Source organism: Tepidiphilus sp. J10 (assembly GCF_006980785.1).
Lineage (GTDB): Bacteria > Pseudomonadota > Gammaproteobacteria > Burkholderiales > Rhodocyclaceae > Tepidiphilus > Tepidiphilus olei.
On the sequence record NZ_SBHP01000001.1, the window covers coordinates 41,694 to 66,341 of the forward strand.

Sequence of the window (24,648 nt, forward strand, 5' to 3'; positions counted from 1 at the left end):
ATGAGCACCACGAGGCGACGCAGACGCAGCGTCGCCCGAGCCCCGACGCATCAGCTGGAGAGCGCCTCCAGGATGCGCTGCGTTACTTCGTCCACCGGTCCCAACCCCGAGACCTTGCGCACCTTGGGCGCGGCGGGGTCGCCGCTCGCCGCCCAGGCTTCGTAATAGGCGATGAGCGGCTTCGTCTGCTCGTGATAGACCGCCAGACGCTTGCGCACCACCTCTTCGCGGTCGTCGTCGCGCTGGATGAGATCTTCCCCGGTGACGTCGTCCTTGCCCGGCACTTTGGGCGGGTTGTAGCGCACGTGATAAGTGCGACCGGAGGCCGGATGCACGAGGCGGCCGCTCATGCGATCGATGATCTCCTCGTCGGGCACCTCGATCACCAGCACGTAATCGAGCGGGATGCCGCCCTCCTTGAGCGCATCGGCCTGGGCGATCGTGCGCGGAAAACCGTCGAACATGTAGCCCACCTGGCAATCGGGTTGCTGCAGGCGCTCGCGCACCAAGCCGATGATGATGTCGTCGGAAACCAGACCTCCTTCGTCCATCACCTTCTTCGCCGCGAGCCCCAGCGGCGTTCCCGCCTTCACCGCGGCGCGCAACATGTCGCCGGTCGAGATCTGCGGAATGCCGAACTTCTCCTTGATGACGGCGGCCTGCGTCCCTTTCCCCGCTCCCGGCGGTCCCAAAAGAATCAAGCGCACGATCCCCTCTCCTTTATGATTGACGACGAAAACGGAAATGGCCAGACTTCATGCGGCCCCAACGATCATCCGGCGCACCCGCTCCAGATCCTGCGGTGTATCGACGCCGGGCGCCGGAGCCGAGGTGATCACTTCCACCTGGATGGCATAGCCGTGATATAGAGCGCGCAACTGCTCCAGCGCCTCGAACCGCTCCAGGGCGCAAGGCGCGAGTCGCGCAAAGGCGCGCAAGAACGCCGCACGGTAGGCGTAGAGCCCGACGTGGCGCAAGGCCGGCAAGCCCTCGGGCAAACGCGCCGCACGCCCGGTGGCGAAGGCGTCCCGCGCCCACGGCAAGGGCGCGCGGGAAAAATAGAGCGCCCGCCCCGAGGCATCGCACACCACCTTCACGGCGTTCGGGTCGAAGAATTCTTCCGCCGATTCGATCGGATGCGCGAGCGTGGCGATCGCCGCCGACGGAGTGCGCGCGAGCGTCTCGGCCGTGCGCGCGATGACCAAGGGATCGATGAGCGGCTCGTCGCCCTGCACGTTGACGACGATGGCCTCGTTCTCCCACCCTAGGCGCTCGACCACCTCGGCGAGCCGGTCGGTGCCGGAGGCGTGATCGCCGCGCGTGAGGATCGCCCGCCCTCCGGCCTGCTGCACCGCCGCCAGCACCTGCGGCGAGTCGGTTGCCACCCATACCTCGTCGGCCCCGGAGGCAACCGCCCGTTCCCACACCCGCACCACCATCGGTTTGCCAGCGAGATCGACGAGCGGCTTGTTCGGCAGGCGAGTGGACGCGAGCCGCGCCGGGATCACCACCCGAAAACCGCTCACTTGAGCGCCTCGACTTCCTCGGCCGTGATGGGGCGCGCCTCGTCGGCGAGCATCACGGGAATGCCGTCGCGGATCGGATAGGCCAGGCGGTCGGCGCGGCAGACGAGCTCCTGCCGTTCACGGTCGTATTTGAGCGGCCCCTTGCACAGCGGGCACACCAGCACGTCCAGCAGACGAGTATCCATTCATTCGCTCCAGAATGCGCTCGACGAGCGCCTCGTCGAGCCGGGCACGCACCATGAGCACCCAATCGTGCGGCCGCGCGTATGGCCGGCATTTTACCGCATCCTTGCTGGTGAAAATCCGCCACTCCTGCGGCGCGCCGAAATCCAGATCCTCCGGTCGATAGGGATGGTGATCGGGAAAGGCGTGGGGCACCACCTCGGCACCCAGGGCACGCAGCGTGGCGAAGAAGCGTTCGGGGCGGCCGATGCCGGCCACGGCATGGACCCGTTGCCCGGCAAGCGCCGACAGGGGCAAGCGCCGCGAAGGATCGGCGAGCGAGACGAGCGCCTCGGGTTCGAGCCGCAGCCCATAGAGCGGTACTTCGTCCGGTACGAGGGCGCGCACCTGCTGCGGTTCGTGCGCCACCACCGCATCGACCGTACGCAGGCGCGAGAGCGGCTCGCGCAAGGGGCCGGCCGGCAGCAGCCAAGCATTGCCCAGAGCGTTCCGATCGAGCACCACGAGTTCGAAGTCGCGCTCGAGCCGCAGATGCTGGAGACCGTCGTCGGCGAGCACCAAGCGTACGTCGGGATGACGGCGCAGCAGCTCGGCCACGGCGGCGCAGCGCGCTCGCCCCACCACCACCGGTACTCCCGTTTCGCGCGCAAGCAGCACCGGTTCGTCGCCATAGAGGACAGGGTCCCCCTCGGCCGGCACCTCCGCCGCTCCCCGGACGCTACCGCCATAGCCGCGGCTGACGATGCCACAGCGGATGCCCCGGGCCGCGAGCGCGTGCGCGAACGCCACCACCACCGGCGTCTTGCCGCTGCCGCCCACGTTGAGATTCCCCACCACCAGCACGAACACGGGAGGACGGCAGCGCCGCAGCCAGCCGCGACGATAGGCCGACGCGCGCAGCCGCACCACGAGGCCGAAAATCAGGGAAAAAGGCAGGAGTGCGCACGCCACGGCGCTGCGGTGCGACCACCACGGCGGCGCCGCCCTCATCGCCCTTCGACGCGCTCGACGGAGAAAGTGAGCTTCTCGAAGCCGGCGCGCTGGGCCGCGCGCATCACGTCGATCACGCGCTGATGCGGCGTCTTCGCGTCCGCTTCGATCACGATGGTAGGCTTCGAGCCGGCCGGGATCATCGCCAGCAGTGCCGCTTCGATGTCCTCCACGCTGCCGAGCCCCACGGCCCGCTCACCGATGAACACGGCCCCGTCGGCGGTGATGGCCACCACCCATTCCTTGGGCATGCTATCGACCGGTAGCGCCTCATCGGCTTCGGGGAGATCGATCTGCAGCTGCGCCGTCCGAGAGAACGTGGTCGTCACGCTCAGAAAGATGAGGATCACCAGCACCACGTCGATGAGCGGCACCAGATTCAGGAATGGCTCCTCGCGCAAACCGCCGGCCGTGCGAAACTTCATACTTCGGCTCCGGCCCGCTCACCGTGGGCCACTTCCACCAGACGCACGGCTTCCTGTTCCATCTCCAAGACCAGGGAATCGACGTAGGCCCGGAAATGGCGCCAGAAAATGGTCGCAGGAATGGCGATGATGAGTCCGAGCCCGGTGGTGTTGAGCGCCACCGAGATGCCATGCGCCAGCTGCTGGGGATTGGTACCAGCGGCCGACTGTGAGGCGAAGATCTCGATCATCCCGATGATGGTACCCAACAAACCCAAGAGCGGCGAGACCGCGGCGATGGTCCCCAAAGCCGTGAGATAGCGCTCCAAGCCGTGCGCCACCACCCGACCGGCGTCCTCGATCGCCTCTTTCATCACCTCACGAGAAGAGCGGTAATTGCGCAGCCCGGCCGCGAACACACGCCCGAGCGGCGAATGCCCCTCCAGCCGCAACGCAAGCTCTTGCGGCGATGCGCCACGACGCAACTCCTCGAGCACCGAGGCGAGCAGCCCTGGTGGATTGATGCGCGTGCGCCGCAATGTCCAGGTGCGTTCGATCACGATCGCCACCGCAAGGATGGAAGCCAACAACAGCGGCCATATCGGCCACCCCGATGCCTGTATGATCGACCACACGAACCCTGCCCTCTCGGAGATTTGCACGACGAAGGCCGAGACGACGGCCTTTGCTTTCGGCATTATATCTCAGCCCGCCTCGAATGGGACGCCGCGCCGGCCGCACACCTTGTTCCACTCTTCCACAAAGTCTGTGGATAACTTTGTGTATGAAAGTGCGAAACCAGTCATAACCCTTGTCGCGGTAGGAAGAACCTCACTTTGCCACATTTTTCATCAAAAAAATTACATATAAAAATCAATAGTTTACAAAAACATACCGAGAAATCAAGCGCTTCTGTTCCGATGCTACCGTTGCATGACAGAAAGCGTCTCGTTGGGGATGAAACGCAGTACAATCGCGCGCATGAGCCCCGATTCCACCCCCTTCCCGCCACCGACCGAAACCGTCGGCCAGCTCACACAACGCATCAAAGACTGCCTGGAAACGGGTTTTGCCGAGGTCAACGTCATCGGCGAGATCTCCGGCCTCACCCTCGCTTCCTCCGGGCACTGCTACTTCACGCTCAAGGACGAAGTCGCGGCACTGCGTTGCGTCCTGTGGCGGCGGCAGGCGACGGCCTTCGCGCGGCTACTCGCCGAAGGGCACAGCGTGGAGGCAGCTGGCCAGTTGAGCGTCTATGCCCCCCGAGGCGATTACCAGCTCGTGGTGCGCGGTCTCAAGCCGGCCGGTGCCGGCCTGCTGTGGCAACGTTTCCTGGCCGTCAAGGCCAAGCTCGAGGCCGAAGGGCTCTTCGCCACCGAAAGGAAGCGCCCCCTGCCGCGTCGGCCGCGCCGCCTCGCGCTCATCACCTCACCGGCGGGAGACGCCATCCACGACGTGCTGCGCACGCTGCGCCAGCGCGCGCCCCTCATCGAGATCGTGCTCTTGCCCACGCTGGTGCAGGGTGCGGAAGCACCGGCAAAAATGGCGGCAGCGCTTGCCTTGCTCGGCGAGAGCGCAGCGCGCCTCGGCATCGAAGCGGCGCTGCTCGTGCGCGGCGGCGGCAGCCCTGAAGATCTCATGGCCTACAATGACGAGGCGCTCGCCCGCGCGATCGCGGCGAGCCCCGTGCCGATCGCGAGCGGCGTCGGGCACGAAGCCGACGTGACCATCGCCGACCTGGTGGCCGATGTGCGGGCCCCCACGCCCACCGGCGCGGCGATGCTGGTGAGCCAAGGCTGGACCGAACTGCCGCTCGAACTCGATCTGCTGATGCGGCGCCTGCAGCGGGCGCTGCGCGAGCGTCTGCTCACCGAAAGCCAGCGGCTCGACCGCCTGCAGCTGCGTCTCACGCACCCGGCGGCGCGCCTCGCGGAAGCCCGTCGGCGGCTCGAAGGGCTGCACGCACGGCTCACGGCAGGGCAGCGGCGCACGCTCGCCGAGTCACGGCTGAGGCTCGATGCCCTGCACCGGCGGCTTGCCGCCGCCCGACCGACGCTCGCCGGACACCGCGCCCGGCTCGACGCCTTCGGCGAGCGCCTGCCTCGTGCCGCGATGCAGGCGCTGGAAGCCCCCCGCCGCCGGCTGGAGCGGCTCGAAGACCGCCTTCACGCGCTCGACCCCAAGGCGGTGCTGGAGCGCGGCTATGCGCTGGTGAGCGATGCCGCCGGCCAAGTGCTCACGAGCGCGGGGCAGCTCGCCTCGGGGCAAGCCATCCGCCTCGAATTCCACGATGGCCGCGCTGCGGCCGAGGTTGTCGGGGTGGAAAAGTCCGACTAAAATGCTAAGGGTTTTCCTCAGCCCCCACCGGCACGACAGCCGGCCCTTCACGCAAAGGAGAGAGAAACATGGAACACAAACTGCCCGAACTGCCTTATCCGAAGAACGCGCTTGCCCCCTACATCTCCGAAGAGACGATGGAGTACCACTACGGCAAGCACCATCAGGCCTACGTGACCAACCTCAACAACCTCATCAAGGGTACCGAATACGAGAACATGGACCTCGAGTCCATCGTCAAGAAAGCCCCGGCCGGCGGCCTGTACAACAACGCCGCGCAAACCTGGAACCACACCTTCTTCTGGCACTGCATGAAACCCAACGGCGGCGGCGAGCCCAAAGGGGCGCTGCTCGATGCCATCAAGGCCAAATGGGGCAGTTTCGATGAATTCAAGAAAGTCTTCCATACGAGTGCCGTCGGCAACTTCGGCTCCGGCTGGACGTGGCTGGTGAAGAAAGCCGACGGCTCGGTCGACGTGGTCAACATGGGCGCAGCCGGCACGCCGCTCACCACGGGCGACACGCCGCTGCTGTGCATCGACGTGTGGGAGCATGCCTACTACATCGACTATCGCAACCGCCGTGCCGACTTCGTCACCGCCTTCCTCGAACACCTGGTCAACTGGGATTTCGCGGAGCGCAACTACGCCGCCTGACGTTCTGAATCCCGCGCTATCGGAGCACGACGAGCCCTCGTTCCTCCATGAGGACGAGCGGCTCGTCGCCGTTTTCAAGCCCTCGGGCTGGCTCGTCCATCCCACCGAGCTCGACGCGCGCGAATCCCGCGTCCTGCTGCGCTGGCTGCGCGATCGCCTCGGTCGGCGCGTCTTTCCCGTCCATCGCCTCGACAAACCCACCTCCGGCCCGGTGCTCTTCGCCCTCGATGCGGCCACTGCCGCCGCCTTGGCGGCCGACTTCGCCAGCCGGCGCGTCGCCAAGCGTTACCTCGCCGTGGTGCGGGGACATCCGCCCGAAACCCTGACGATTGATCGGCCGCTGTCGCGCATCGCCCGCACCGTCCCCGGGCCGCGCGATGCCGAGAAAACCGCGTGCACCGAGGTACGGCGCCTGGCCACGATCGAACTGCCCTGGCCCAACGACCGCCACCCCACCAGCCGCTACGCGCTCGTGGCCTGCTATCCGGAGGGCGGACGCCAGCACCAGATTCGCCGCCACCTGCGCCACGCCAGCTACCCCCTCATCGGCGACACCACCTACGGTCACGGACTGCACAACCGCCTGTGGCGCGAACGCCTGGGCGTATCCCGCCTGCTGCTCACCTGCTGCGATCTGGCGCTGCGCCACCCCGAGGGAGGCTCGCCGCTCGTGCTGCACGCGCTCGATCCGGATTTCGCCGCCCTCGCCCGCCGGCTCGGCTGGGAAGAGGCGCTTTCCTGCATCGACGAGCCGCAGGAAGATGGTATGCTCACGGCGAAGATCGCCGCTCTGGCCAATGCCCCTGCACTCCTCCCGGAAGACGACGCATGACCCGAACCGTGCTGCATGATCTCCTCGAACTTGGTCAACAGATCTGGCTCGACAGCCTCTCGCGCGACCTCCTCGACGGCGGGCAGCTCGCCCGTCTGCTGGAGGCGGGCGTGAGCGGCATCACCACCAATCCGGCCATCTTCGAAAACGCCATCGCCAAGAGCCCCGCCTATCGTGGAGAAGTCGAGGCGCTGCGCCGCTGCGACCTCGCCCCGTGGGAGCGGCTCGAACGGCTCACCTTCGCCGACGTGCGCCGCGCCTGCGATCTGCTCCTTCCCCTATGGCAAGAATCGGGCGGCGAGCGCGGCTACGTGAGCCTGGAAGTAGACCCCGAGCTCGCGCCCGACGCCGCCGGCACCATCGCCGCCGCCCGGCGGGTGCATGCCGCGATCGAACGTCCCAATCTGCTCGTCAAGATCCCCGGCACCGCCGCGGGGGCCCAGGCCCTGGAGACGCTCGTCGCCGAGGGGATCAACGTCAACGTGACGCTGCTCTTCTCGCGCACGCAGTACCGCCGCGTGGCCGAAGCCTATCGGCGGGGCCTCGAGCAGCGCCAGGCCGCCGGCCGGCCGCTGGCAGCGGTTTTCGGGGTGGCGAGCCTTTTCCTCTCGCGGCTCGACACGGCGGTGGATGCGCTGCTGGCCGAGCGTGCGCCCGAACACCCCGAATGGCAGGGCAAGACCGCGGTGGCCTTCGCCAAGCTCGCCTACCAGGATTTCCTGCGCCATTTCGGCGAGGACGCTCTCGGATCCTTGCGCCGCGCCGGAGCCTGGGCGCAACGGCCGTTGTGGGCGAGTACCAGCACCAAGAACCCTGCTTATCCGGATCTGCTCTACGTGGAACCGCTGGTGGGGCCGGAGACGGTCAATACCCTGCCCGAAGCGACGCTCACGGCGCTGTTCGACCACGGCCAGGCGCGCGGCGCGACGATCCTCGAAGAGGTCGACGCCGCCCAGGCGCACTGGGCGCAGCTCGCCCGCCTCGACATCGACCCCGAGGCGATCGGCGAGGCGTTGCAGCAGCAGGGCCTGGCCCAGTTCGAGGCCGCGCAGCGGCGGCTCCTCGCGCTCCTGGCCTGAAACGAAGGCGGCGGGACCCGCCCGCCGCCTTTACCTACCGCACTTCATTGTTGCTTCAAGCAGTGGCGAGCGCCTTCTTCGCTTCGAGCGACGCCTTGCTCACCCCCCTGGTGCCGGTGCCGGTCTCGAAGAGCTCCTTCATGTCGAGGATCAGCACGATCTGGCCATTCGAGAGGATGGTCACGCCCGCCACGCCTTTGGGGCGGAAATCCTCCAGCGACTTGATCACCGCGTCCTCACGGCCGGCGAAGGTGTCGATGCCCAGAATGAAAGAGAATTCAGCCATCTGCATGAGCACCCCATAGGCCGGGGCACGTTCCAGCGTCCAGTTGAGCAGGTTCGCCAGCGGCAAAATCGGCAGCACCTCGCCGCGCACGAAGAGCGTCGCTCGCCCGCCGACCTCGCGCACTTCGTCGAGATGGATCGGCAGGATCTCGCGCACCATGGAAAGCGGCACGGCGAAGGGTTGATCGCCCAGACGCACCAGCAGCACCGGCAAGATCGCCAGCGTGAGCGGCAGGTTGATGACGAAGGTGGTACCGCGCCCGACTTCGGAGCGCACGTCGATGGTGCCGTTGAGCTTGGTGATGTTGGTACGCACCACGTCGGTGCCCACCCCGCGGCCGGAGACGTCGGAAACGCGGTCGGCCATGGAGAAACCGGGCAGGAAAATGAGGTTCAGGCTCTGGCGCTCGTCGAGACTGTTGGCCTCTTCCGGCGTGATGAGCCCTTTCTCCACCGCCTTGGCGCGGATCTTCTCGGGGTCCATGCCGCGGCCATCGTCGGCGACGATGATGACGATGTGATCCCCTTCCTGCTTGGCGGCCAGCGTCACCGTCCCCTGAGGCGGCTTGCCCACGGCGATTCGCTGCTCGGGCATCTCGATGCCGTGGTCGACGGCGTTGCGGATGAGGTGAATGAGCGGGTCGGAGAGATCCTCGATCATGGTCTTGTCGATCTCGGTCTCTTCCCCCTGGATGACGAGCTCGACCTCCTTGCCCAGCTGCCGTGCCAGGTCGCGCGCGATGCGGGGATACTTCTGGAAGAGACGCCCGATCGGCTGCATGCGCGTCTTCATGACGGCATTTTGCAGGTCGGAGACGAGGAGGTCGAGCTGATTCACCGCCACGTCGAGCGCATGCAGGGTATCCGGGTCGGTCTTACCCGAGAGGATGTCGCTCCTGAGGGCCGTGAGGCGATTTTTGGTGAGCCCGATCTCACCGGCGAGGTTGAGCACCTGATCGAGCCGGGCGGTATCGACGCGGATGGCCGTTTCGCGCTGCACCGTTTCCTTGCGCGCCAGAGGCGCCACCGGCCGCCGGGCCGCGGCCACGGGTACGGCAGCCCGCCCCTTTCCTTCGTCGGATTTTCCGTTGGCCTCGTCGCCGGGCGGGGCAGCCGATCCCCCGGCGCCCGAGGGCGACTTGGCCGACGATGCGCCCGCGCCGGCCACGACGGCGTGCAGCGTCTCCCAGTCCGGTTCGGCCGCGCCCGCCTGCTGCGCGCCGGCGGGGGGGTCACCCGCTGCCGAGGCGTCACCGCCTCGTTCCAGCTTGCCGGCGATGGCGAGCCGCAGGCGTTCGAGCAATTGCGGATCGGCCGGTGGCGGCTGCACACTGCGCTCGAGATAACCGAACATTTCGCGCACCGCCGCCGTGGCTTCGAGGATGACGTCCATCAGCGCCGGGCTCAAATGCAGCTCGCCGTTGCGCAGCTTGTCGAAGAGGTTTTCGGTGAGATGGCACAAAGTGACGAGTTCCTGTGCCCCCAAAAAACCCGCTCCCCCCTTGATGGTATGGAAACCGCGGAAAATCTCGTTCAATAGGGCCCGATTTTCGGGGTTGCGTTCGAGTTCGACCAGCTTGTTGTCGACCCCCGAAAGCAAATCCTCGGCCTCGACGAGAAAATCCTGCAATAGATCCTGCATTCCGGCAAAGTCGCTCACGGCCGTTCTCCCTTACTGGTTGCCGAGGCCGTTTCAGAAGCCCAGGCTCTTCAACAAATCGTCCACCTCTTCCTGCGAGGTGATCACCCCTTCCTTGCGTGAGTCGATCACCGGCCCGTTCATCAGCGACACTTCGGCCACTTTCTTCGGACGCGACTCCTCCGGGATCGCCTCGATGAGGATCTGCAGCAGCTCCGTCTCGATACGACCGACGATCTCGATCACTTTCTTAATCACCTGGCCGGTGAGATCCTGGAAATCCTGCGCCATCATGATTTCCATGAGTTGCTTCGTGGTCGCATGCGAGGTGTCGGCCACATCGGCGAGGAAAGCCCTCGTATCGTGCGCGAGCTGGCGAAACTCCTGCGGCGAGAGACGATTGGCGAAGAGATCGTCCCAGCGCTTTTTCAAACCCTCGGCTTTCTCTGCGAGCGTTTTCTGCAGGGGGATGGCGATGTCGGTGGCGTTGAGTACGCGCGAGGCGGCCTGTTCGGTCATCTGGGCGATGTAGTGCAGGCGCTGGCGCGCATCGGGCACGGCCTGGGCCGCCTCGGCAATGACCGTCTCGCAGCCCAGCTCCGTGAGCGCCTCGTGCAGCTGGCGTGCCACCTTACCCAGGCGCTGGACGAGTTCGTCGTGCGGCACGAGGGAGGACGCTGGCGCCGGCGCGTGTGCCTCCCGGGTCGCATCTTCTGCGCCGGCGCTGAACTGCTGCGCCACGGCGTCGAAGAGCGCCTGCAGCTCGTCGCTGTCTCCTTGCGCCGGCTCGTCGGGCTCCGACACGCTGCCCGCCGAACCGACGATGCTGTCAAAGAGCGCCTGCAGCTCGTCGTTGTCGCCGCTCGGGCCGGTTTGGCGCTCTGGGGAACGCTCATCAGGCATTTTCTTGCTCATTGCGCCGATCCTCCGGCCGGTTTCTTGCCCATTTTCTCGAAAATTCGGTCGATTTTCTCGGCCAGCACCGCCGCGGTGAAGGGCTTGACGATGTAGCCCGAAGCCCCGGCTTGCGCTGCGGCGATGATGTTCTCTTTCTTCGCCTCGGCGGTGACCATGAGCACCGGCAGGTGCTTGAGCTTGTCGCTGCTGCGGATCTTGCGCAGCAGCGTCAGCCCGTCCATGTTCGGCATGTTCCAGTCGGTGATGACGAAATCGTAGGGCTGCGACTCGAGCTTGTGCAGCGCCGCCACGCCGTCCTCGGCCTCGTCGACGTTGGTGTAGCCCAACTCTTTCAAGAGGTTGCGCAAGATACGACGCATCGTCGAGAAATCATCCACGACCAGGAAGCGCGTCTTGTCGTCCGCCATCTAGCATTCTCCGTTGTTCTTTGTCAGCGCATCAGCAGCGGCCGCAAGGTCTCGGCCAGCATCTGCGCGTCGAATTTTTCCACGTACCCGTCGACCCCCACGCGCTCGCCCATGGCGCGGTTGGCCTGCGAAGTGAGCGAAGAATACATGATCACGGGAATACCGTCGAAGCGGGGATCGGCCTTGACGTTCTTGGTGAGGACGTAGCCGTCCATCTCGGGCATCTCGGCGTCGGTGAGGATCACGTCGAGCTGGTCGCGCAAAGGCGTTCCCGTCTGCTCGGCGAAATTGGCCATGCTTTGCAGCCGCTCCCAGGCTTCCATGCCGTTGTTGGCGTGCGTGTGCTTGACGCCGAGCTTGTCGAGCACCTCGGCGATCTTCTTGCGCGCCACGCTCGAATCGTCGACGAAAAACACGTGCCGGCGATGACCGTCGGGAATCGGCAGGATGACGCCCACCACCGCCTCGCCGAAAGTCTTGGCCAGCACCGCCTCGACGTCGATGATCGACACCAATCGCCCGTCGGGCAACTCGGTGATGGAAGTGATCATGCCATGCACTTGAGAGGAGACGTTTTCCGGCTCGCGTACCTTGGACCACTCGACGCGGATGATGCGATCGACCGCCTCGACGAGAAAACCCAAGGTCTTGCGGCAATATTCCGCCACCATCATCGCCGGGGCGATACGATCGTCCATGGGGGCGAGCTCCATCACCTTGGCGAGCGACACCACCGGGATCACGTTGCCGCGCAGACTCACCAGCCCTTCCACACCGGGTGGTACGTTGGGTGCGCGCGTGATGAAGGGGGTGGCCATGACCTCCCGCACCTTGAAGACGTTGATGCCGAAGGTTTCGGACGTCCCCAGGGAAAAGAGCAGGATCTCGAAGCGGTTCGAGCCGGCAAGCCCCGCGCGCGCCTCGATCTCTTCGAAGCGCTCTGACGCCTTCTCGGCATCGGGGTCGACCAGTTCCGGTTCGATCACCATGGGTTCGGACGGATTGGCCATTTCAGCCCTCCTTGGCGGTTTCCTGACGTTTGGCGAACAGGCGCTGCAGCGTCTCGGCGAGTTCGCGCGGATGGAATTTGGGGACGTATTCGTCGACGCCCACCGATTTGCCCAGATACTGGTTCTGCATACCCGAGAGAGAAGAATGCATCAACACCGGCACGCCGGTGAAGCGCCGGTCGGATTTGATCTTCTTCGTGAGGATGAACCCATCCATCTCGGGCATCTCGATATCGGTGATCACGGCGCTGACGAAGTCGGTGATGGGACGACCGGTGATCTTGGCGCGCTCGGCGGCTTTTTCGAGATTCTCCCAGGCGATGCGGCCGTTGACCGCCCCCACGTAGCGTACCCCCATCTTTTGCAGGGTGCGCTCGATCTGCTCGCGCGCCACCGCCGAGTCGTCGGCGAAATACACGGTGTATCTGTCGCCATCCGGAAGCGGCTCGATGCCGGCGTACAGATCTTCGGCCTCGTCGTACTTGGTGATGTCGGAGAGCACCTTTTCCACGTCGAGCAGCATCACGAGGCGCCCATCGGGAAGCTCCGTGACCGCAGTCACCAAGCCGCCCGTTTTGGCCGTGAGCATCTCGGGCGGCACGCGGATCTGCGACCAGTCGAGCCGCAGGATGGTATCGACCGACTCGACGAGGAAGCCCTGCACCTTGCCGTTGTACTCGGTGATGATCATGATGTTGCGCTCGCTGCCGGGCTCCACCCCGACGTATTCGCCCAGGTCGACCACCGGCACGAGCACTCCGCGCAGGCTCACCACCCCTTTCACGGCAGGCGGCATGTCGGGCGCGGCGGTGATGGGCGGGGTCTTCATCACCTCGCGCACCTTGAAGACGTTGATGCCGTAGGTCTCGCGCCGCTTGGTGACCTTGCTCACGCCGAGCGTGAAGAGCAGGATCTCGAGCTTGTTGGTGCCGGCGAGCTTGGTGCGCTCGTCGATGCGTTTGAGTAGGTCGGACATCGCGCCACTCCCGTGGAAGTTTCCATAGTTTATATTACGGCATCGCTTTCATGAACTTTAGGAGAATTGCCGCGTTTTTTCGGCCTATTTTTTCCTCAAGTTTTGGCAAGGCATGCCGTAATATACTTCCATGCCATGTCCGGGAGCAAAATCATGCTATTTGGCGACAAAAACCGTCTGCGCGAGCTCGAGTCCCGCATCCAGTCTTTAGACGAAGAGATTCGTCGCAAGGAAAACGAGCTTGCGACGCTGCGTCGCCAGCTCGAAGAAGCCCAGGCCGAAGCGGAGCGTTGCCGTTGGGAAAGCAACTCCATGCGCCGGGTGAGCGAGGAATTCAAGGCGTTTCACGCCTCCCTCGGCCACGTCCAGGGCAGCGTCGCTACCCTGGCGCAGCGCAGCGAGGAAGACCGGCAAACCGCCGAGCAGGCGTTTGCGCGCGCCGAAGTAAGCCGCGAGGCGGCCGAAGCCATCGCCCAGAGCCTGCGCCGCCTCACCGAGCGCTCCCAGAGCGCGGCGCAGAAAGTCGGCGCGCTCGATGCGCGGGCGCAGGAGATCACCGGCATCGTCAACCTCATCCGCGAGATCGCCGACCAGACGAACCTGCTCGCCTTGAACGCGGCCATCGAGGCGGCGCGCGCCGGCGAGCAGGGGCGCGGCTTCGCCGTGGTGGCCGACGAGATCCGCAAACTGGCCGAGCGCACGGCGGTGGCCACTGCCGACATCTCGCGCCTCGTCGAGCAGATCCGCAGCGACAGCGGCTCGAGCCGCGAGGCCATGGGCGAGCTGGCGCACGAATCCAGCCGGCTCAGCGAAGAGGGCGACAAAGCGGTGCAGGAAGTGGGGTCGCTCGAAGGGCTCGTCGAAGCCCTCGAACGCTCGGCCGCGCTGTCGGCGCTGCGCAGCTTCTGCGAGCTCGCCAAGATCGACCACATCCTCTACAAGTTCGCCGTGTACCAAGTGCTGCTCGGGGTGAGCGACAAGCCGGCGGCGGAATTCGCCAGTCATCAAAACTGCCGCCTCGGGCGCTGGTACTACGAAGGGCGCGGCAAGGAGTGCTTCAGCGGCTTTCCTGGCTATCGCGAGATCGAACGGCCGCATCGCGCGGTACACGAGGCGGCCCAGGAAGCTTTTGCGGCGCTGGCGAAAAAGGACGTCGAGCGCATGGTCGAGGCGGCGCACCGCATGGAACTCGCCAGCCAGGAAGTCATGCAGGGGCTCGACCGGCTGGTCGAGGGTGCGGAAAAGAATACCGAGCTGCTTGCCTGCGCCAAAGGCGGGGAGGCGGCGCGCCCCTAGCGCGCGCCGCTCAGTGGCGCGAGCAAAACGCCTGCCGGCCCGACACCGCCCGCACAATCGCCGGCCCGATCTCGGTGAGCGGCAACACTTCGCAGGCGGCGCCCAAGCGCACCGCCTCGCCGGGCATGCCCCAGATGACGGCGCTCGCCTCGTCCTGAGCGATGGTGTGGGCGCCCGCCTCTTTCAAAGCAAGTAGCCCTTGGGCGCCGTCGCGCCCCATACCGGTAAGGAGCACCGCCACCGCCGCCGGCCCCAGCACCTCGGCCGCGCTGAAAAAGAGCACGTCCACGGAGGGACGATGACGGTTGACCGGCTCGGAGCGGTCCAGCCGCAGCACGTAGCCGTTCCCCTGACGTTCGAGGCGCAGGTGCGAATGCCCCGGCGCCACCCAAGCCCGGCCGCGCGTCAGGACTTCCCCGTCGCGCGCTTCGCTCACGCGCAGGGCGCACACTTGATCCAGCCGCTTGGCGAACGAGGCGGTGAAATGCTCCGGCATGTGCTGCACGATGAGCACCGGTGGAGCGTCGGCCGGTAAGGCTTGCAATACCGTCTTGATCGCCTCGGTGCCGCCGGTGGAAGCGCCGATGAGGATCACCGGATCGCCGGGGCGCACCGGCTCAACGCGAGCCTTGCTCGAGCTCGCCTCCGCCCCGACGGTTCCTGTAAATCCACCGGCGCGAGAGGACGAAGGCAACCATGATTCGCCGCGCGCCACGGCCTCCGGCTGCGAACCGATCCGACGCTCTCTTGATACCGCCGCCAATTCCCCGTCAGCCTTGCGACGATAGATCGTGCGCCCCAGCGGCTCGAACGCCTCACTCGCGTAGAGGAGGTTCTCCGAATGCCCCAGATAGAGATAGCCGCCAGGCTGCAAGAGGGGCACGAAGCGCTCGAGGATCATGCGCTGGGTATGCCGGGCGAAGTAGATGAGCACGTTGCGGCAGAAGATCGCATCGAACGGCCCTTGCACCGGCCAAGGATTTTCGACGAAATTGAGCCGGTCGAAGCGCACGAGGGCGCGCAGTTCGGCACGAATCTGCCAGCGGCCGTCAGCGAGAGGAACGAAATAGCGGGAACGCAGGCCGGGATCGATCGCCTCGAGACGCTCAGCGGCATAGATGCCGCGGCGGCCCTCTTCCAGCACTTGTGTATCGAGGTCGGTGGCGAAGATTTCGACGGGAGGATCGAGCCGCCCCCACGCTTCGCAGGCCGTCATGGCAATGGAATAGGCTTCTTCACCGCTCGCACAGCCAGCCGACCACAGGCGGGTCCCTGGGCGCTGCCCGAGCCACGTCCGCAAGTGCTCGAAGTGGTGCGGCTCACGGAAGAAATAGGTCAGATTGGTGGTGAGGGCGTTGATGAAGGCTTCGAGTTCACGCTCGTCGCTGCGCACCCGCGCCAGGTAGTCGGCAAAGCGCTTGAGCCCGAGCGCACGCAGGCGGCGCGACAGGCGCACGTAGACCATGTCGCGCTTGGCTGGCGAGAGCGCAATACCGGCGCGTTCGGCCACCAAAGCCCGGATGGCGGCGAAATCCGCTTCGGTGAACTCGAATTCGCGCGGCAGCGATTCGAGGCGAGTCTGGGCGAGGCGCTCGATGCTGCGCCGCACCTCGGCGATGCGCTGCAGTGCCGAACCGGGAGCCTCTTCGCGGCTCATGGTGAGGTTCCATCAAGCTTGACGGTCGGCGCAGACGGCGGCGGTCCGTACCCCTGCAGGAGCGGCGCTGCATTCTCCCTTGCCCGCCAGGCATCTTCGACTTCTTTCTTCAGCACGATGATGCTGATGCGCCGGTTCTGCGGCGCGTAGGGATCTTCGGGGATGAGGGGGGAGGTATCGGCCATGCCGACGACGCGAAAGATTCGGTTCGGGTCAAGCCCGCCGGCGATGAGCTCGCGGCGGGCGGCGTTGGCCCGCTCGGCGGAAAGTTCCCAGTTCGACATGCCGCGGCCGTCGCCGGCGTAGGGCGTAGCGTCGGTATGGCCGGCGATGCTGATGCGGTTGGGCAGATCGTTGAGCGTGCGCCCCACCGTGCGCAGGAGCCGCCGGGCGTAGTCCTGAACCTGGGCGCTGCCGAGGGCGAACATGGGGCGGTTCTGCGTATCGACGATCTCGATCACCAGCCCGTCGTCGCTGATGCGCATCTGGATCTGATCCTTCATCGCCCGCAGGTTCAGGTCAGCCTCGATGATCGCCTCCAGCATCGCCCGGGTGCGTTCAAGCTGCTGCAGCTCACGCAGTTTCTCCCCCCCCACGCCGGGGCCGCTGCTGCCGCCGCCGCGACCGGGCGCCGGAGACGCTTCGGTGAGCGGCGTGCCGGCCACCCTTCCCTGACCGCCGGCGGCGATCTCCACGTCGGAGCGGCCGTGCAAGGGGGATGCCCCCTCCCCGCCTTCGCGCGTCGCCGTGCTCTTCTCGCTGCGCGTCTCTCCGCGCTTGACCTGTCCCACGCGCCGGCTCAGATCCTCTCCGCCGCCAGGGATGATGCGCTCGGCATCACCGGCGCCCGCCCCACCTTCGCGCGCGACCTTGAGCGGATTCTGGAAAAACTGAGCAATGCCTTCGAGATCCCCCTGGGCGGTGGAGCCGAGCAGCCACAGCAAGAGGAAAAACGCCATCAGGGCGGTGACGAAGTCGGCGTAGGCCACTTTCCACGCCCCGCCGTGCGCAGCGCCGCCGCCCTTCTTGATGCGCTTGATGACGATTGGCTGCTGACTTTCGTCGGTCATCCCGGCGCATCCTTACTTGCGGTTCTTCAGCTCTTCCTCGAGCTGAAGGAAGGTGGGACGATCGCGCGTCCATAGCACCTTGCGCCCGAATTCGATGGCGATCTGCGGCGGATAGCCGCTCATGCTGGCAAGCAGCACCACCTTGGCCACCTGGAAGGGCTTGGCGCCATCCTCGGCCTTCACTTCGAGCTGACCGGCGATGGGCGCGACGAAGCCGTAGGAGAGGAGGATGCCAAGGAAAGTCCCGACCAGGGCGCCGCCGAGCTTCTTGCCCAGCACCGCCGGCGGCTCGCCCACCGAACCGAGCACGTTCACCACCCCCATGACGGCGACGACGATCCCGAAGGCGGGCAAGGCGTCGGCGATCTTGCTCACGATATGCGGCGGCAGATGCGCTTCCCGATGGTGCGTCTCGAGCTCCTGATCCATCAGGGTCTCGATTTCGACCGGATTGAGACTGCCGCTCACCATCATGCGCAGGTAGTCGGTGATGAATTCGACCAGATGATGATCCTTGAGCACGAGCGGGTATTTTCCGAACAGGGCCGAACCCTCGGGGTTGTCCACGTCCTGTTCGATCGACATCAAGCCTTCCTTGCGGATCTTGATCAGGATCTCGTAGAGGAGGGAGAGCAGCTCGAGGTAGAAGGCGCGCGTATAGGGCGAGCCCTTGAGCGCGCCCGAGAGCCGCCCGAGCACGAGCTTGATGGTGGCACCGTCGTTGCTGGCGATGAAGCTGCCGATCATCAGGCCGATGATTGCAACATATTCTGCCGGCACCCACAGTGCCACGAGGCTGCCGTGGATCGCATAGGTACCAAAAGCCGATGCGAGTATGATCACATACCCGAGCAGCAGAAACACGCATCCCCCTTTTCGCTTTGCCGTGAGCCGTAGAACGCTGCGCAAGCAGCCACGCTGCCCCCATCCCCGGGGGGAGTTCTATGTTAGCACGGACTCATGCGCGGCGCTTGGGCATACTCGTGGGGGGGTTCAGGCAGGCTGGGCGCTCAGGCGCTTCTGCCCGCGGGAGATGGCCGCCTTGGCCGACTTGTGGCTGCTGCCTGCGCGCGAGGGCATGTGGCAGATGCCGCAGACGAAGGTCTTGGCCGGCTCATAGGCGTGGGTGAGGAATTCGGCGCCACAGCATGAGCAGGGCGTGAGCTGCACCAAGTCCGCTTCGAAAAAGCGCAGTAGCGTCCAGGCGCGCGTGACGCTGAGCACCGGATCGGTGCCGATCGCCTCGATCTGGTCGAGATAGAGATGATAGGCGGCGATCAGCGCCTGCACACCTTCGGCGGCTTCGGTGTGGCGCACCCGCCGGTAGAGATTCATGAAGAGGGACGCATGCACGTTGGGCTGCCAGGTCATGAACCAATCGGTGGAGAAAGGCAGCATTCCCTTGGGCGGAGAGGACTGGCGGATCTCTTTGTAGAGCTTGAGGAGGCGCTCGCGGCTGAGGGAGATTTCTGCCTCGAGTAACTGCATGCGCGCGCCGAGCCGGATGAGCTCCGCCGCGAGGCGAACCTCGTGGGCTTCCCGCTCGATCGAATCAACTCTCTTCATGATGCCCTCCCGCTTGCTTGGTTTTTTTACGTGGGTTACCGTGCGCCAGAATCGCGGCGTGCAGATTGGCCGTGAGCTCGTCGCGCGCCTTCTCCCCGGCCATACGTTCGAGCACTTCGGCATCGAAACGAAACTGCGGCAAGCCGATCTGCAGACTCGCCATGCGCACGAGCTTGGCCGGGGACAGGGCGGCGATCCAGCGCACCGTTTCAGCCTCCAGACCGAGCTTCACGGCGGCGGCGACCGGATCGCGCTGTACCATACGCTGCGCCAGCACCAGAAAGCTCAGGTTCAGGTCGCGAATTTCGTCGGCGAAATCCTCGTGCTCCATGATTTCCCCCCACGCTCGCTTACAAAATAACACGATGTCGGTGCAATGGCGCGCGGAAAAAGGCGCCGAACGCCCCCTTATTCCGCGCTTGTGGTATGCGTGCAACGCGGGGTGGGATCGAGCTCACTCGAACGCTGCGTGCGATCTCACCTGCTCGCGCAGGAGGTACTTCTGGATCTTGCCGGTCGACGTCTTGGGCACGGGCCCAAAGACGAAGCGCTTGGGCACCTTGAAACCGGCCAGCAGCTTTCGGCAGTGCTGCACGAGTTCCTCTTCGGTCACCGCCGCGCCTTCGCGCAGCTCGACGAAGGCGCAGGGCACCTCGCCCCACTTCGGATCGGGCGCAGCCACCACCGCCGCGGCCACCACCGCCGGATGTTTATAGAGGGCGTCCTCGACCTCGATCGAGGAGATGTTCTCACCGCCGGAAATGATGATGTCCTTGGCCCGATCCTTGATCTTGACATAACCGTCGGGCTGCATCACGGCCAGATCGCCGGTGTGGTACCAACCGCCGCGGAAAGCCTCTGCCGTCGCCTTGGGGTTCTTCAGATAACCCTTCATGACGAGGTTGCCGCGGAACATGATCTCACCCATGGTCTCGCCATCCCAGGGCACCGGCTGCATAGTGTCCGGATCCATGACCGTGATGGCCTCCTGGGCGTGGTAACGCACGCCCTGGCGACCATTGAGCCGCACCTGCTCTTCGAGCGGCAGGCTCGCCCAGTGCTCGTGCTTGGCGCACACCGCCGCCGGCCCGTAGGTTTCGGTGAGCCCATAGACGTGGGTGATGTCGAAGCCGATCTTGGCCATCGCTTCGATCATGGCCGCCGGCGGCGGCGCGGCAGCCACCAAGCCGGAGACCTTGTGCGTGATCCCCTTGCGCCAGGTGTTGGGAGCATTGGCGATCATGGAGTGTACGATGGGCGCACCACAGTAGTGCGTCACCTTGTGCTCGGCGATCAGCTCGAGGATGAGGCGCGGATCGACGCGGCGCAGGCAGACGTTGGTGCCGGCGTTGGCGGCCATGGTCCAGGGGAAGCACCAGCCGTTGCAGTGGAACATCGGCAGGGTCCACAGATAGACCGAGTGCGGCGGCATTCCCCAGGAGACGATGTTGCTGAAGGCATTGAGATAGGCCCCGCGGTGGTGATAGACCACGCCCTTGGGGTTGCCGGTGGTGCCGGAAGTGTAGTTGAGGGAGATCGCGTCCCATTCGTCCTGGGGGTATTCGAGGACGAAGTCGGGATTGCCCTGGGCGAGGAATTCCTCGTACTCGATCCGACCGAGCCGCTCGCCGGGGCCGGTGTATTCCGGGTCGTCCACGTCGATGACGAAGAGATCGGGGCGATGGGCGATGCGGATCGCCTCTTTCACCATCTTGGAATACTCGCGATCGGTGATGAGCACCTTGGCCTCGCCGTGGTTGAGGATGAAAGCCACGGTTTCGGGGTCGAGCCGGATGTTGATGGTGTTGAGCACCGCGCCGCAGCCGGGCACGCCGAAATGGCACTCGTACATCTCGGGCGTATTGTTGAGGATCACCGCCACCGTGTCGTTCTTCTTCACCCCGAGCTGGCGCAGGGCGGAGGCGAGCCGCCGGGCGCGCTCCTCGACCTGTTTCCAGGTATAGCGGCGCTTGCCATGGATGACGGCGGTGCGCTCGGGGTAGATGTAGGCCGAGCGGGACAGGAAGGTGAGCGGCGTGAGCGGCACGTAGTTGGCCGGGGTCTTGTCCAGCCCCATCTCATAGGGGTTGACCGTCATGTCGTTCTCCTGGGTGGTTGAGTGTTTCGGAAAGCGGGTCGAGGCGCAGCGGCATGCCGACGCTCGCCCATTGCACGGTCTCGTCTTCGAGGGCGGCGCGGGTGAGCGGATGGCGTCGCAGGAAAGCAGCCGGCAATTGTAAGGCATAGCCCTTGCCTTCGCGCCTCGCGCGCAGGCGCTCGAAGCACTTGCCGTCGCGGGCCCGATGCAGCACGGCGGCGATGCGCAGCGCAAAAATGAGATCCCAGTGCGGAGAACCGGGTGGGAGTTCGGCGAGCCGATCGAGCTTGCCGCGATGGCTCAAGACGAGGCGGGCGAGTTGTGCCTGCTCCATGCGGGAAAAACCCGGCATATCGGCGTGCGCGAGGATGTAGGCGCCGTGCTTGTGATGACTGGCGTGGGCAATGGATAGCCCGATTTCATGCAGACGCGCTGCCCACGAGAGCATTCGTCGGTCGGGGTGCTCCTCGAAGGCGAGCTCGGGCCGCAAATCGAGTGCGAGGCCGAGGGCGGTCGTCTCTACACGGCCGGCGTGCAGACGATCCACGCCATAGCGTTCCATGAATCGCTCGACCGAGGATTCACGGATGTCCTGGTGGTGATGGCGACCGAGCAAATCGTAGAGGACTCCCAGGCGCAAAGCCCCTTCGGAGAATCGCATCGATTCCAGATCCAACACCTCGAAAGCTGCGGCCATGATCGCCACCGCCCCGGGAAAAACCGGCTGGCGATCGCGTTTTAGCCCTTTGAGCCGGGCGAGGGCGTCGATCGAACCCAGGTCTACCAGGGCCTTGACCAGCTGCTTCAGCCCATTGCGCGTAATTTCGTCTCGACTCCACCCCTGGGCGACGAGCACGTCGCGGATCGCCTTGGCCGATCCGCTAGAACCCACGGCCCTCTCCCACCCCAAGGTCCGGAAGGGGTGCGCGATCGCCTCGATCTCCTTGGCGGCCGCGAGCCGCGCCGCGCGAAAGCGCCCCTCGGTGATTTTGCCATCGGGGAAGAAACGCAGGCTATGAGAGACGCAGCCCATGTAGAGACTCTCGAGCAAAATGGGCTGAAAACCGCGGCCGATGATCACCTCGGTCGAGCCGCCACCGATGTCGATGACGAAGGTTTGACGCTGGGGATCGGGCACGGCATGCGCCACGCCCAAGTAGATGAGGCGTGCCTCTTCCCTTCCGGAAATGATCTCGATGGCATGGCCGAGCACCCCTTCTCCCTGAAGGACGAATTCAGGGGCGTTGCGTGCCACCCGCAGGGCGTTCGTGCCCACGGTGCGCACCGCCTCGGGAGGAAATCCCCGAAGCCGCTCGGCGAATCCAGCCAAAGCCGCCAAGCCGCGGGCGAAGGAGGCTGCATCCAGCCGCTTGTCGGCTCCGAGCCCAGCAGCAAGGCGCACGGAGACTTTGAGGTCATCGACGGGGTAGAGCAGATCCCCGTCTACGCGGGCGATTTCGAGGCGAAAGCTGTTCGAGCCGAGATCGACGGCAGCCAGATGCGAGAACAAACCTGGACCCTCGGGCAATGAAGGAAGGAATTGTAACGCCGATGCGATGGAAGCGGATGCGGGAACGCGATATGATCCAGGTGAAAAGTAATCCACCCGCATCGACCCCGGAGCGACGCATGCCCGCATTCCTCCAGCGACCGCCGAAGACCTTCCCCTCGGAACACTTCTTCAACCGTGACCTGTCGCTATTACAGTTCCAACGCCGCGTGCTCTCCAATGCCGCCGAAACCTCGATACCGCTGCTCGAGCGTCTGCGTTTTCTGTGCATCGTTTCGAGCAACCTCGACGAATTCTTCGAGATCCGCGTCGCAGGTCTGAAAGAGCAACGGCGCCAGGGAGTGACTCGCCCCGGCATCGACGGCATCCCGATCGAAGATCTGCTCGAGCAGATCAGCGCCGAGGTCCATTCCCTCGTCGCGCGGCAATACGCCTTGCTCAACCATGAAATCCTGCCCGCTCTGGCCAAGGAAGGGATCGTCTTCCTGCGCCGAAACGAGTGGAACGAGGCACAACGGCGCTGGATCGAGGAATACTTCCGCACCCAGGTACAACCACTGCTCACCCCCATCGGGCTCGATCCGGCGCACCCCTTCCCTCGCGTGCTCAACAAGAGCCTCAACTTCGCCATCGAGCTCGAAGGAACCGACGCTTTCGGACGCGCCTCGGGGCGCGCCATCGTGCAGGCCCCACGGGCGCTGCCGCGCGTCATCCGCCTGCCCAAAGAAGTGAGCGAGCACCCCTACACCTTCGTCTTCCTCTCGGCGGTGATCCACGAGCACGTCGATCTGCTCTTCCACGGCATGGAGATCAAGGGCTGCTACCAGTTCCGCGTCACCCGCAACTCCGACCTCTTCCTCGACGAAGAAGAAATCAAAGACCTGCGCGACACGCTCAAGGAAGAACTGCAGCACCGCCACTTCGGCGACGCGGTACGGCTGGAGGTGGCCGAGAATTGCTCCGAGCAGATGGCGCAGTTCCTGTTGGAGCATTTCCACCTGACACCCAAAGACCTCTACCGCGTGCCCGGCATCGTCAATCTGGTGCGGCTCATGTCCATCCCCGACCTGGTCGACCGACCGGATCTGAAATACCGTCCGTTCCAGCCGCGCATCCCGCGCGAACTCTCGCGACCGCTGGACATCTTCCGCGTCCTGCGCCGCCAGGACGTCTTGCTGCACCATCCCTACGAGAGTTTCGAACCGGTGATCAACTTCCTCAAGGTGGCGGCCGACGATCCCAACGTGATGGCCATCAAGATGACGGTGTACCGCACCGGTACCGACTCGGTGCTGATGGAGCACCTCATTCGCGCCGCGCAACGGGGCAAGGAAGTGACGGTGGTGCTGGAGCTGATGGCGCGATTCGACGAGGAAGCCAACATCCAATGGGCGAACCGGCTGCACGACGCCGGGGCACACGTGGTCTATGGCATCTTCGGGTTCAAGACGCACGCCAAGCTCTTGATGATCGTGCGCCGCGAGGAAGGCAAACTGCGACGCTACTGCCACCTCGGCACGGGCAACTATCATCCCCGCACCAGCCGTCTCTACACCGACTTCGGCCTGATGACGGCCGACGAGGTCATCGGGCAGGACGTCTCCGAGATCTTCGATTCGATCACCGGTCTGGGCAAGCCGGGCAAGCTGCATCATCTGTGGCAGGCGCCCTTCGCTCTGCACGAGAACGTGCTCGCGCACATCCGCGCCGAAGCCGACGCCGCCGCTGCCGGTCGCAAGGGGCGCATCATCGCCAAGATGAACGCCCTGCTCGAGCCGGAGGTGATCGAAGCGCTCTACGAGGCTTCCCAGGCAGGGGTGGAAATCGATCTCATCGTGCGCGGCGCGTGTGCGCTGCGCCCCGGCGTAGCGGGGCTCTCCGAGCGCATCCGCGTGCGCTCCATCGTCGGGCGTTTCCTCGAACACCACCGCATCTTCTATTTCCATGCCGACGGCGAGCAGAAGGTGTATCTGTCGAGCGCCGACTGGATGGAGCGCAATTTTTTCCGTCGCGTCGAGGTGGCCGTTCCCGTGCTCGACCCCAAGCTCAAGCGCCGCGTCATCAAGGAGGGATTGCGCATCTATCTCCTCGACAACGCCCAAGCTTGGGAACTGGACGTCGACGGGCGTTACCGCCTGAAGCACGCCCGGCGGCAGCGTCGGGCGGCGCAGGAGATCCTGCTGCAGGAATTGGCCAAGACCGTATAACG

Annotated in this window: 24 protein-coding genes; 6 read left to right on the forward strand and 18 right to left on the reverse strand. The window is 65.2% G+C overall.

Annotated elements, in window-relative coordinates; genetic code table 11:
* Window positions 1-50: 50 nt before the first annotated feature.
* Genes adk through EPD81_RS00215 form a run of 6 tightly spaced genes read right to left on the reverse strand, consistent with a single transcriptional unit; the run spans window position 51 to window position 3,738 of the window.
* The gene (gene adk, locus EPD81_RS00190; protein WP_142803448.1) at window positions 51-707 is read right to left on the reverse strand and encodes an adenylate kinase; all 657 of its coding nucleotides are present in this window, start codon (window positions 705-707) and stop codon (window positions 51-53) included.
* Window positions 708-755: 48 nt separating this feature from the next.
* Window positions 756-1,526: a 3-deoxy-manno-octulosonate cytidylyltransferase gene (kdsB, locus tag EPD81_RS00195; RefSeq protein WP_142803449.1), complete on the reverse strand. Its 771-nt coding sequence runs from the start codon at window positions 1,524-1,526 to the stop codon at window positions 756-758.
* Window positions 1,523-1,711 carry a Trm112 family protein gene (locus tag EPD81_RS00200; protein WP_142803450.1) on the reverse strand — a complete coding sequence of 63 codons (189 nt, stop codon included), beginning with the start codon at window positions 1,709-1,711 and terminating at the stop codon, window positions 1,523-1,525. Before EPD81_RS00200 ends, kdsB begins: the two co-directional genes overlap by 4 nt.
* On the reverse strand, window positions 1,644-2,699 hold the full coding sequence (gene lpxK / locus EPD81_RS00205) for a tetraacyldisaccharide 4'-kinase (RefSeq protein WP_142803451.1): 1,056 nt from the start codon (window positions 2,697-2,699) through the stop codon (window positions 1,644-1,646). Before lpxK ends, EPD81_RS00200 begins: the two co-directional genes overlap by 68 nt.
* Entirely contained in the window at window positions 2,696-3,124 is a 429-nt protein-coding gene (locus EPD81_RS00210; protein WP_142803452.1) for a biopolymer transporter ExbD, read from the reverse strand. Before EPD81_RS00210 ends, lpxK begins: the two co-directional genes overlap by 4 nt.
* Complete coding sequence (locus EPD81_RS00215; RefSeq protein ID WP_142804204.1) at window positions 3,121-3,738, reverse strand: MotA/TolQ/ExbB proton channel family protein; 618 nt, start codon at window positions 3,736-3,738, stop codon at window positions 3,121-3,123. The genes EPD81_RS00210 and EPD81_RS00215 overlap by 4 nt, the downstream gene beginning before the upstream one ends.
* Window positions 3,739-4,060: 322 nt before the next feature.
* Between EPD81_RS00215 and xseA the strand changes: the two genes are divergently transcribed.
* The 4 genes from xseA (at window position 4,061) to tal (ending at window position 8,007) form a co-directional block, all read left to right on the forward strand.
* Window positions 4,061-5,440, forward strand: coding sequence for an exodeoxyribonuclease VII large subunit (gene xseA / locus EPD81_RS00220; protein WP_221929142.1), 1,380 nt, complete (start codon window positions 4,061-4,063; stop codon window positions 5,438-5,440).
* Window positions 5,441-5,508: 68 nt separating this feature from the next.
* On the forward strand, window positions 5,509-6,096 hold the full coding sequence (locus EPD81_RS00225) for a superoxide dismutase (protein ID WP_142803453.1): 588 nt from the start codon (window positions 5,509-5,511) through the stop codon (window positions 6,094-6,096).
* A complete protein-coding gene (locus EPD81_RS00230) occupies window positions 6,023-6,928 on the forward strand; it encodes a pseudouridine synthase (RefSeq protein ID WP_221929143.1) in 906 nt (301 codons plus the stop codon). The genes EPD81_RS00225 and EPD81_RS00230 overlap by 74 nt, the downstream gene beginning before the upstream one ends.
* Window positions 6,925-8,007, forward strand: coding sequence for a transaldolase (gene tal / locus EPD81_RS00235; RefSeq protein WP_185955310.1), 1,083 nt, complete (start codon window positions 6,925-6,927; stop codon window positions 8,005-8,007). The genes EPD81_RS00230 and tal overlap by 4 nt, the downstream gene beginning before the upstream one ends.
* 55 nt (window positions 8,008-8,062) lie before the next feature.
* On the opposite strand, the gene EPD81_RS00240 is transcribed toward tal, so the two are convergent.
* Genes EPD81_RS00240 through EPD81_RS00260 form a run of 5 tightly spaced genes read right to left on the reverse strand, consistent with a single transcriptional unit; the run spans window position 8,063 to window position 13,242 of the window.
* Window positions 8,063-9,934 (reverse strand): chemotaxis protein CheA, encoded by a 1,872-nt coding sequence (locus tag EPD81_RS00240; protein ID WP_142804207.1) that lies wholly within the window; start codon window positions 9,932-9,934, stop codon window positions 8,063-8,065.
* Between the two features lie 51 nt (window positions 9,935-9,985).
* A complete protein-coding gene (cheZ, locus tag EPD81_RS00245) occupies window positions 9,986-10,846 on the reverse strand; it encodes a protein phosphatase CheZ (RefSeq protein ID WP_221929145.1) in 861 nt (286 codons plus the stop codon).
* A complete protein-coding gene (gene cheY, locus EPD81_RS00250; RefSeq protein ID WP_055423744.1) occupies window positions 10,843-11,256 on the reverse strand; it encodes a chemotaxis response regulator CheY in 414 nt (137 codons plus the stop codon). Before cheY ends, cheZ begins: the two co-directional genes overlap by 4 nt.
* 23 nt (window positions 11,257-11,279) lie before the next feature.
* Window positions 11,280-12,245 carry a chemotaxis protein gene (locus tag EPD81_RS00255; RefSeq protein ID WP_142804209.1) on the reverse strand — a complete coding sequence of 322 codons (966 nt, stop codon included), beginning with the start codon at window positions 12,243-12,245 and terminating at the stop codon, window positions 11,280-11,282.
* A gap of 22 nt (window positions 12,246-12,267) precedes the next feature.
* The gene (locus EPD81_RS00260; protein WP_141056703.1) at window positions 12,268-13,242 is read right to left on the reverse strand and encodes a chemotaxis protein; all 975 of its coding nucleotides are present in this window, start codon (window positions 13,240-13,242) and stop codon (window positions 12,268-12,270) included.
* 135 nt (window positions 13,243-13,377) lie between these two features.
* On the opposite strand from EPD81_RS00260, the gene EPD81_RS10880 reads away from it, so the two are divergent.
* Entirely contained in the window at window positions 13,378-14,538 is a 1,161-nt protein-coding gene (locus EPD81_RS10880) for a methyl-accepting chemotaxis protein (protein ID WP_142803455.1), read from the forward strand.
* 10 nt (window positions 14,539-14,548) lie between these two features.
* Here the strand turns inward: EPD81_RS10880 and EPD81_RS00270 are convergent, their stop codons facing one another.
* The 7 genes from EPD81_RS00270 to EPD81_RS00300 all read right to left on the reverse strand — a co-directional run bounded on the left by EPD81_RS00270 (window position 14,549) and on the right by EPD81_RS00300 (window position 22,439).
* Window positions 14,549-16,195, reverse strand: a complete 1,647-nt coding sequence (locus EPD81_RS00270) for a chemotaxis protein CheB (RefSeq protein WP_142803456.1) — start codon at window positions 16,193-16,195, stop codon at window positions 14,549-14,551.
* On the reverse strand, window positions 16,192-17,265 hold the full coding sequence (locus tag EPD81_RS00275) for a flagellar motor protein MotB (protein WP_142803457.1): 1,074 nt from the start codon (window positions 17,263-17,265) through the stop codon (window positions 16,192-16,194). Before EPD81_RS00275 ends, EPD81_RS00270 begins: the two co-directional genes overlap by 4 nt.
* Window positions 17,266-17,277: 12 nt before the next feature.
* Window positions 17,278-18,129, reverse strand: coding sequence for a flagellar motor stator protein MotA (motA, locus tag EPD81_RS00280; protein WP_142803458.1), 852 nt, complete (start codon window positions 18,127-18,129; stop codon window positions 17,278-17,280).
* A 129-nt stretch (window positions 18,130-18,258) separates the two neighbouring features.
* Window positions 18,259-18,831 (reverse strand): flagellar transcriptional regulator FlhC, encoded by a 573-nt coding sequence (gene flhC, locus EPD81_RS00285; RefSeq protein WP_142803459.1) that lies wholly within the window; start codon window positions 18,829-18,831, stop codon window positions 18,259-18,261.
* Window positions 18,818-19,162, reverse strand: a complete 345-nt coding sequence (locus EPD81_RS00290) for a flagellar transcriptional regulator FlhD (protein ID WP_142803460.1) — start codon at window positions 19,160-19,162, stop codon at window positions 18,818-18,820. The genes flhC and EPD81_RS00290 overlap by 14 nt, the downstream gene beginning before the upstream one ends.
* Window positions 19,163-19,285: 123 nt before the next feature.
* Window positions 19,286-20,929, reverse strand: a complete 1,644-nt coding sequence (locus EPD81_RS00295; protein ID WP_142803461.1) for an acyl-CoA synthetase — start codon at window positions 20,927-20,929, stop codon at window positions 19,286-19,288.
* Entirely contained in the window at window positions 20,910-22,439 is a 1,530-nt protein-coding gene (locus EPD81_RS00300) for a Ppx/GppA phosphatase family protein (RefSeq protein WP_221928762.1), read from the reverse strand. Before EPD81_RS00300 ends, EPD81_RS00295 begins: the two co-directional genes overlap by 20 nt.
* Window positions 22,440-22,558: 119 nt before the next feature.
* On the opposite strand from EPD81_RS00300, the gene ppk1 reads away from it, so the two are divergent.
* Window positions 22,559-24,646 (forward strand): polyphosphate kinase 1, encoded by a 2,088-nt coding sequence (ppk1, locus tag EPD81_RS00305; protein WP_142803463.1) that lies wholly within the window; start codon window positions 22,559-22,561, stop codon window positions 24,644-24,646.
* Window positions 24,647-24,648 lie beyond the last annotated feature (2 nt).

Coding starts and splice junctions, on each gene's coding strand:
- EPD81_RS00200 (WP_142803450.1), bottom strand. CDS start 1,711: ATGGATACTCGTCTGCTGGACGTGCTGGTGTGCCCGCTGTGCAAGGGG.
- lpxK (WP_142803451.1), bottom strand. CDS start 2,699: ATGAGGGCGGCGCCGCCGTGGTGGTCGCACCGCAGCGCCGTGGCGTGC.
- EPD81_RS00210 (WP_142803452.1), bottom strand. CDS start 3,124: ATGAAGTTTCGCACGGCCGGCGGTTTGCGCGAGGAGCCATTCCTGAAT.
- xseA (WP_221929142.1), top strand. CDS start 4,061: ATGAAACGCAGTACAATCGCGCGCATGAGCCCCGATTCCACCCCCTTC.
- EPD81_RS00225 (WP_142803453.1), top strand. CDS start 5,509: ATGGAACACAAACTGCCCGAACTGCCTTATCCGAAGAACGCGCTTGCC.
- tal (WP_185955310.1), top strand. CDS start 6,925: ATGACCCGAACCGTGCTGCATGATCTCCTCGAACTTGGTCAACAGATC.
- EPD81_RS00240 (WP_142804207.1), bottom strand. CDS start 9,934: ATGCAGGATCTATTGCAGGATTTTCTCGTCGAGGCCGAGGATTTGCTT.
- cheZ (WP_221929145.1), bottom strand. CDS start 10,846: ATGAGCAAGAAAATGCCTGATGAGCGTTCCCCAGAGCGCCAAACCGGC.
- cheY (WP_055423744.1), bottom strand. CDS start 11,256: ATGGCGGACGACAAGACGCGCTTCCTGGTCGTGGATGATTTCTCGACG.
- EPD81_RS00255 (WP_142804209.1), bottom strand. CDS start 12,245: ATGGTGATCGAACCGGAACTGGTCGACCCCGATGCCGAGAAGGCGTCA.
- EPD81_RS00260 (WP_141056703.1), bottom strand. CDS start 13,242: ATGTCCGACCTACTCAAACGCATCGACGAGCGCACCAAGCTCGCCGGC.
- EPD81_RS10880 (WP_142803455.1), top strand. CDS start 13,378: ATGTCCGGGAGCAAAATCATGCTATTTGGCGACAAAAACCGTCTGCGC.
- EPD81_RS00270 (WP_142803456.1), bottom strand. CDS start 16,195: ATGAGCCGCGAAGAGGCTCCCGGTTCGGCACTGCAGCGCATCGCCGAG.
- EPD81_RS00275 (WP_142803457.1), bottom strand. CDS start 17,265: ATGACCGACGAAAGTCAGCAGCCAATCGTCATCAAGCGCATCAAGAAG.
- flhC (WP_142803459.1), bottom strand. CDS start 18,831: ATGAAGAGAGTTGATTCGATCGAGCGGGAAGCCCACGAGGTTCGCCTC.
- EPD81_RS00290 (WP_142803460.1), bottom strand. CDS start 19,162: ATGGAGCACGAGGATTTCGCCGACGAAATTCGCGACCTGAACCTGAGC.
- EPD81_RS00295 (WP_142803461.1), bottom strand. CDS start 20,929: ATGACGGTCAACCCCTATGAGATGGGGCTGGACAAGACCCCGGCCAAC.
- ppk1 (WP_142803463.1), top strand. CDS start 22,559: ATGCCCGCATTCCTCCAGCGACCGCCGAAGACCTTCCCCTCGGAACAC.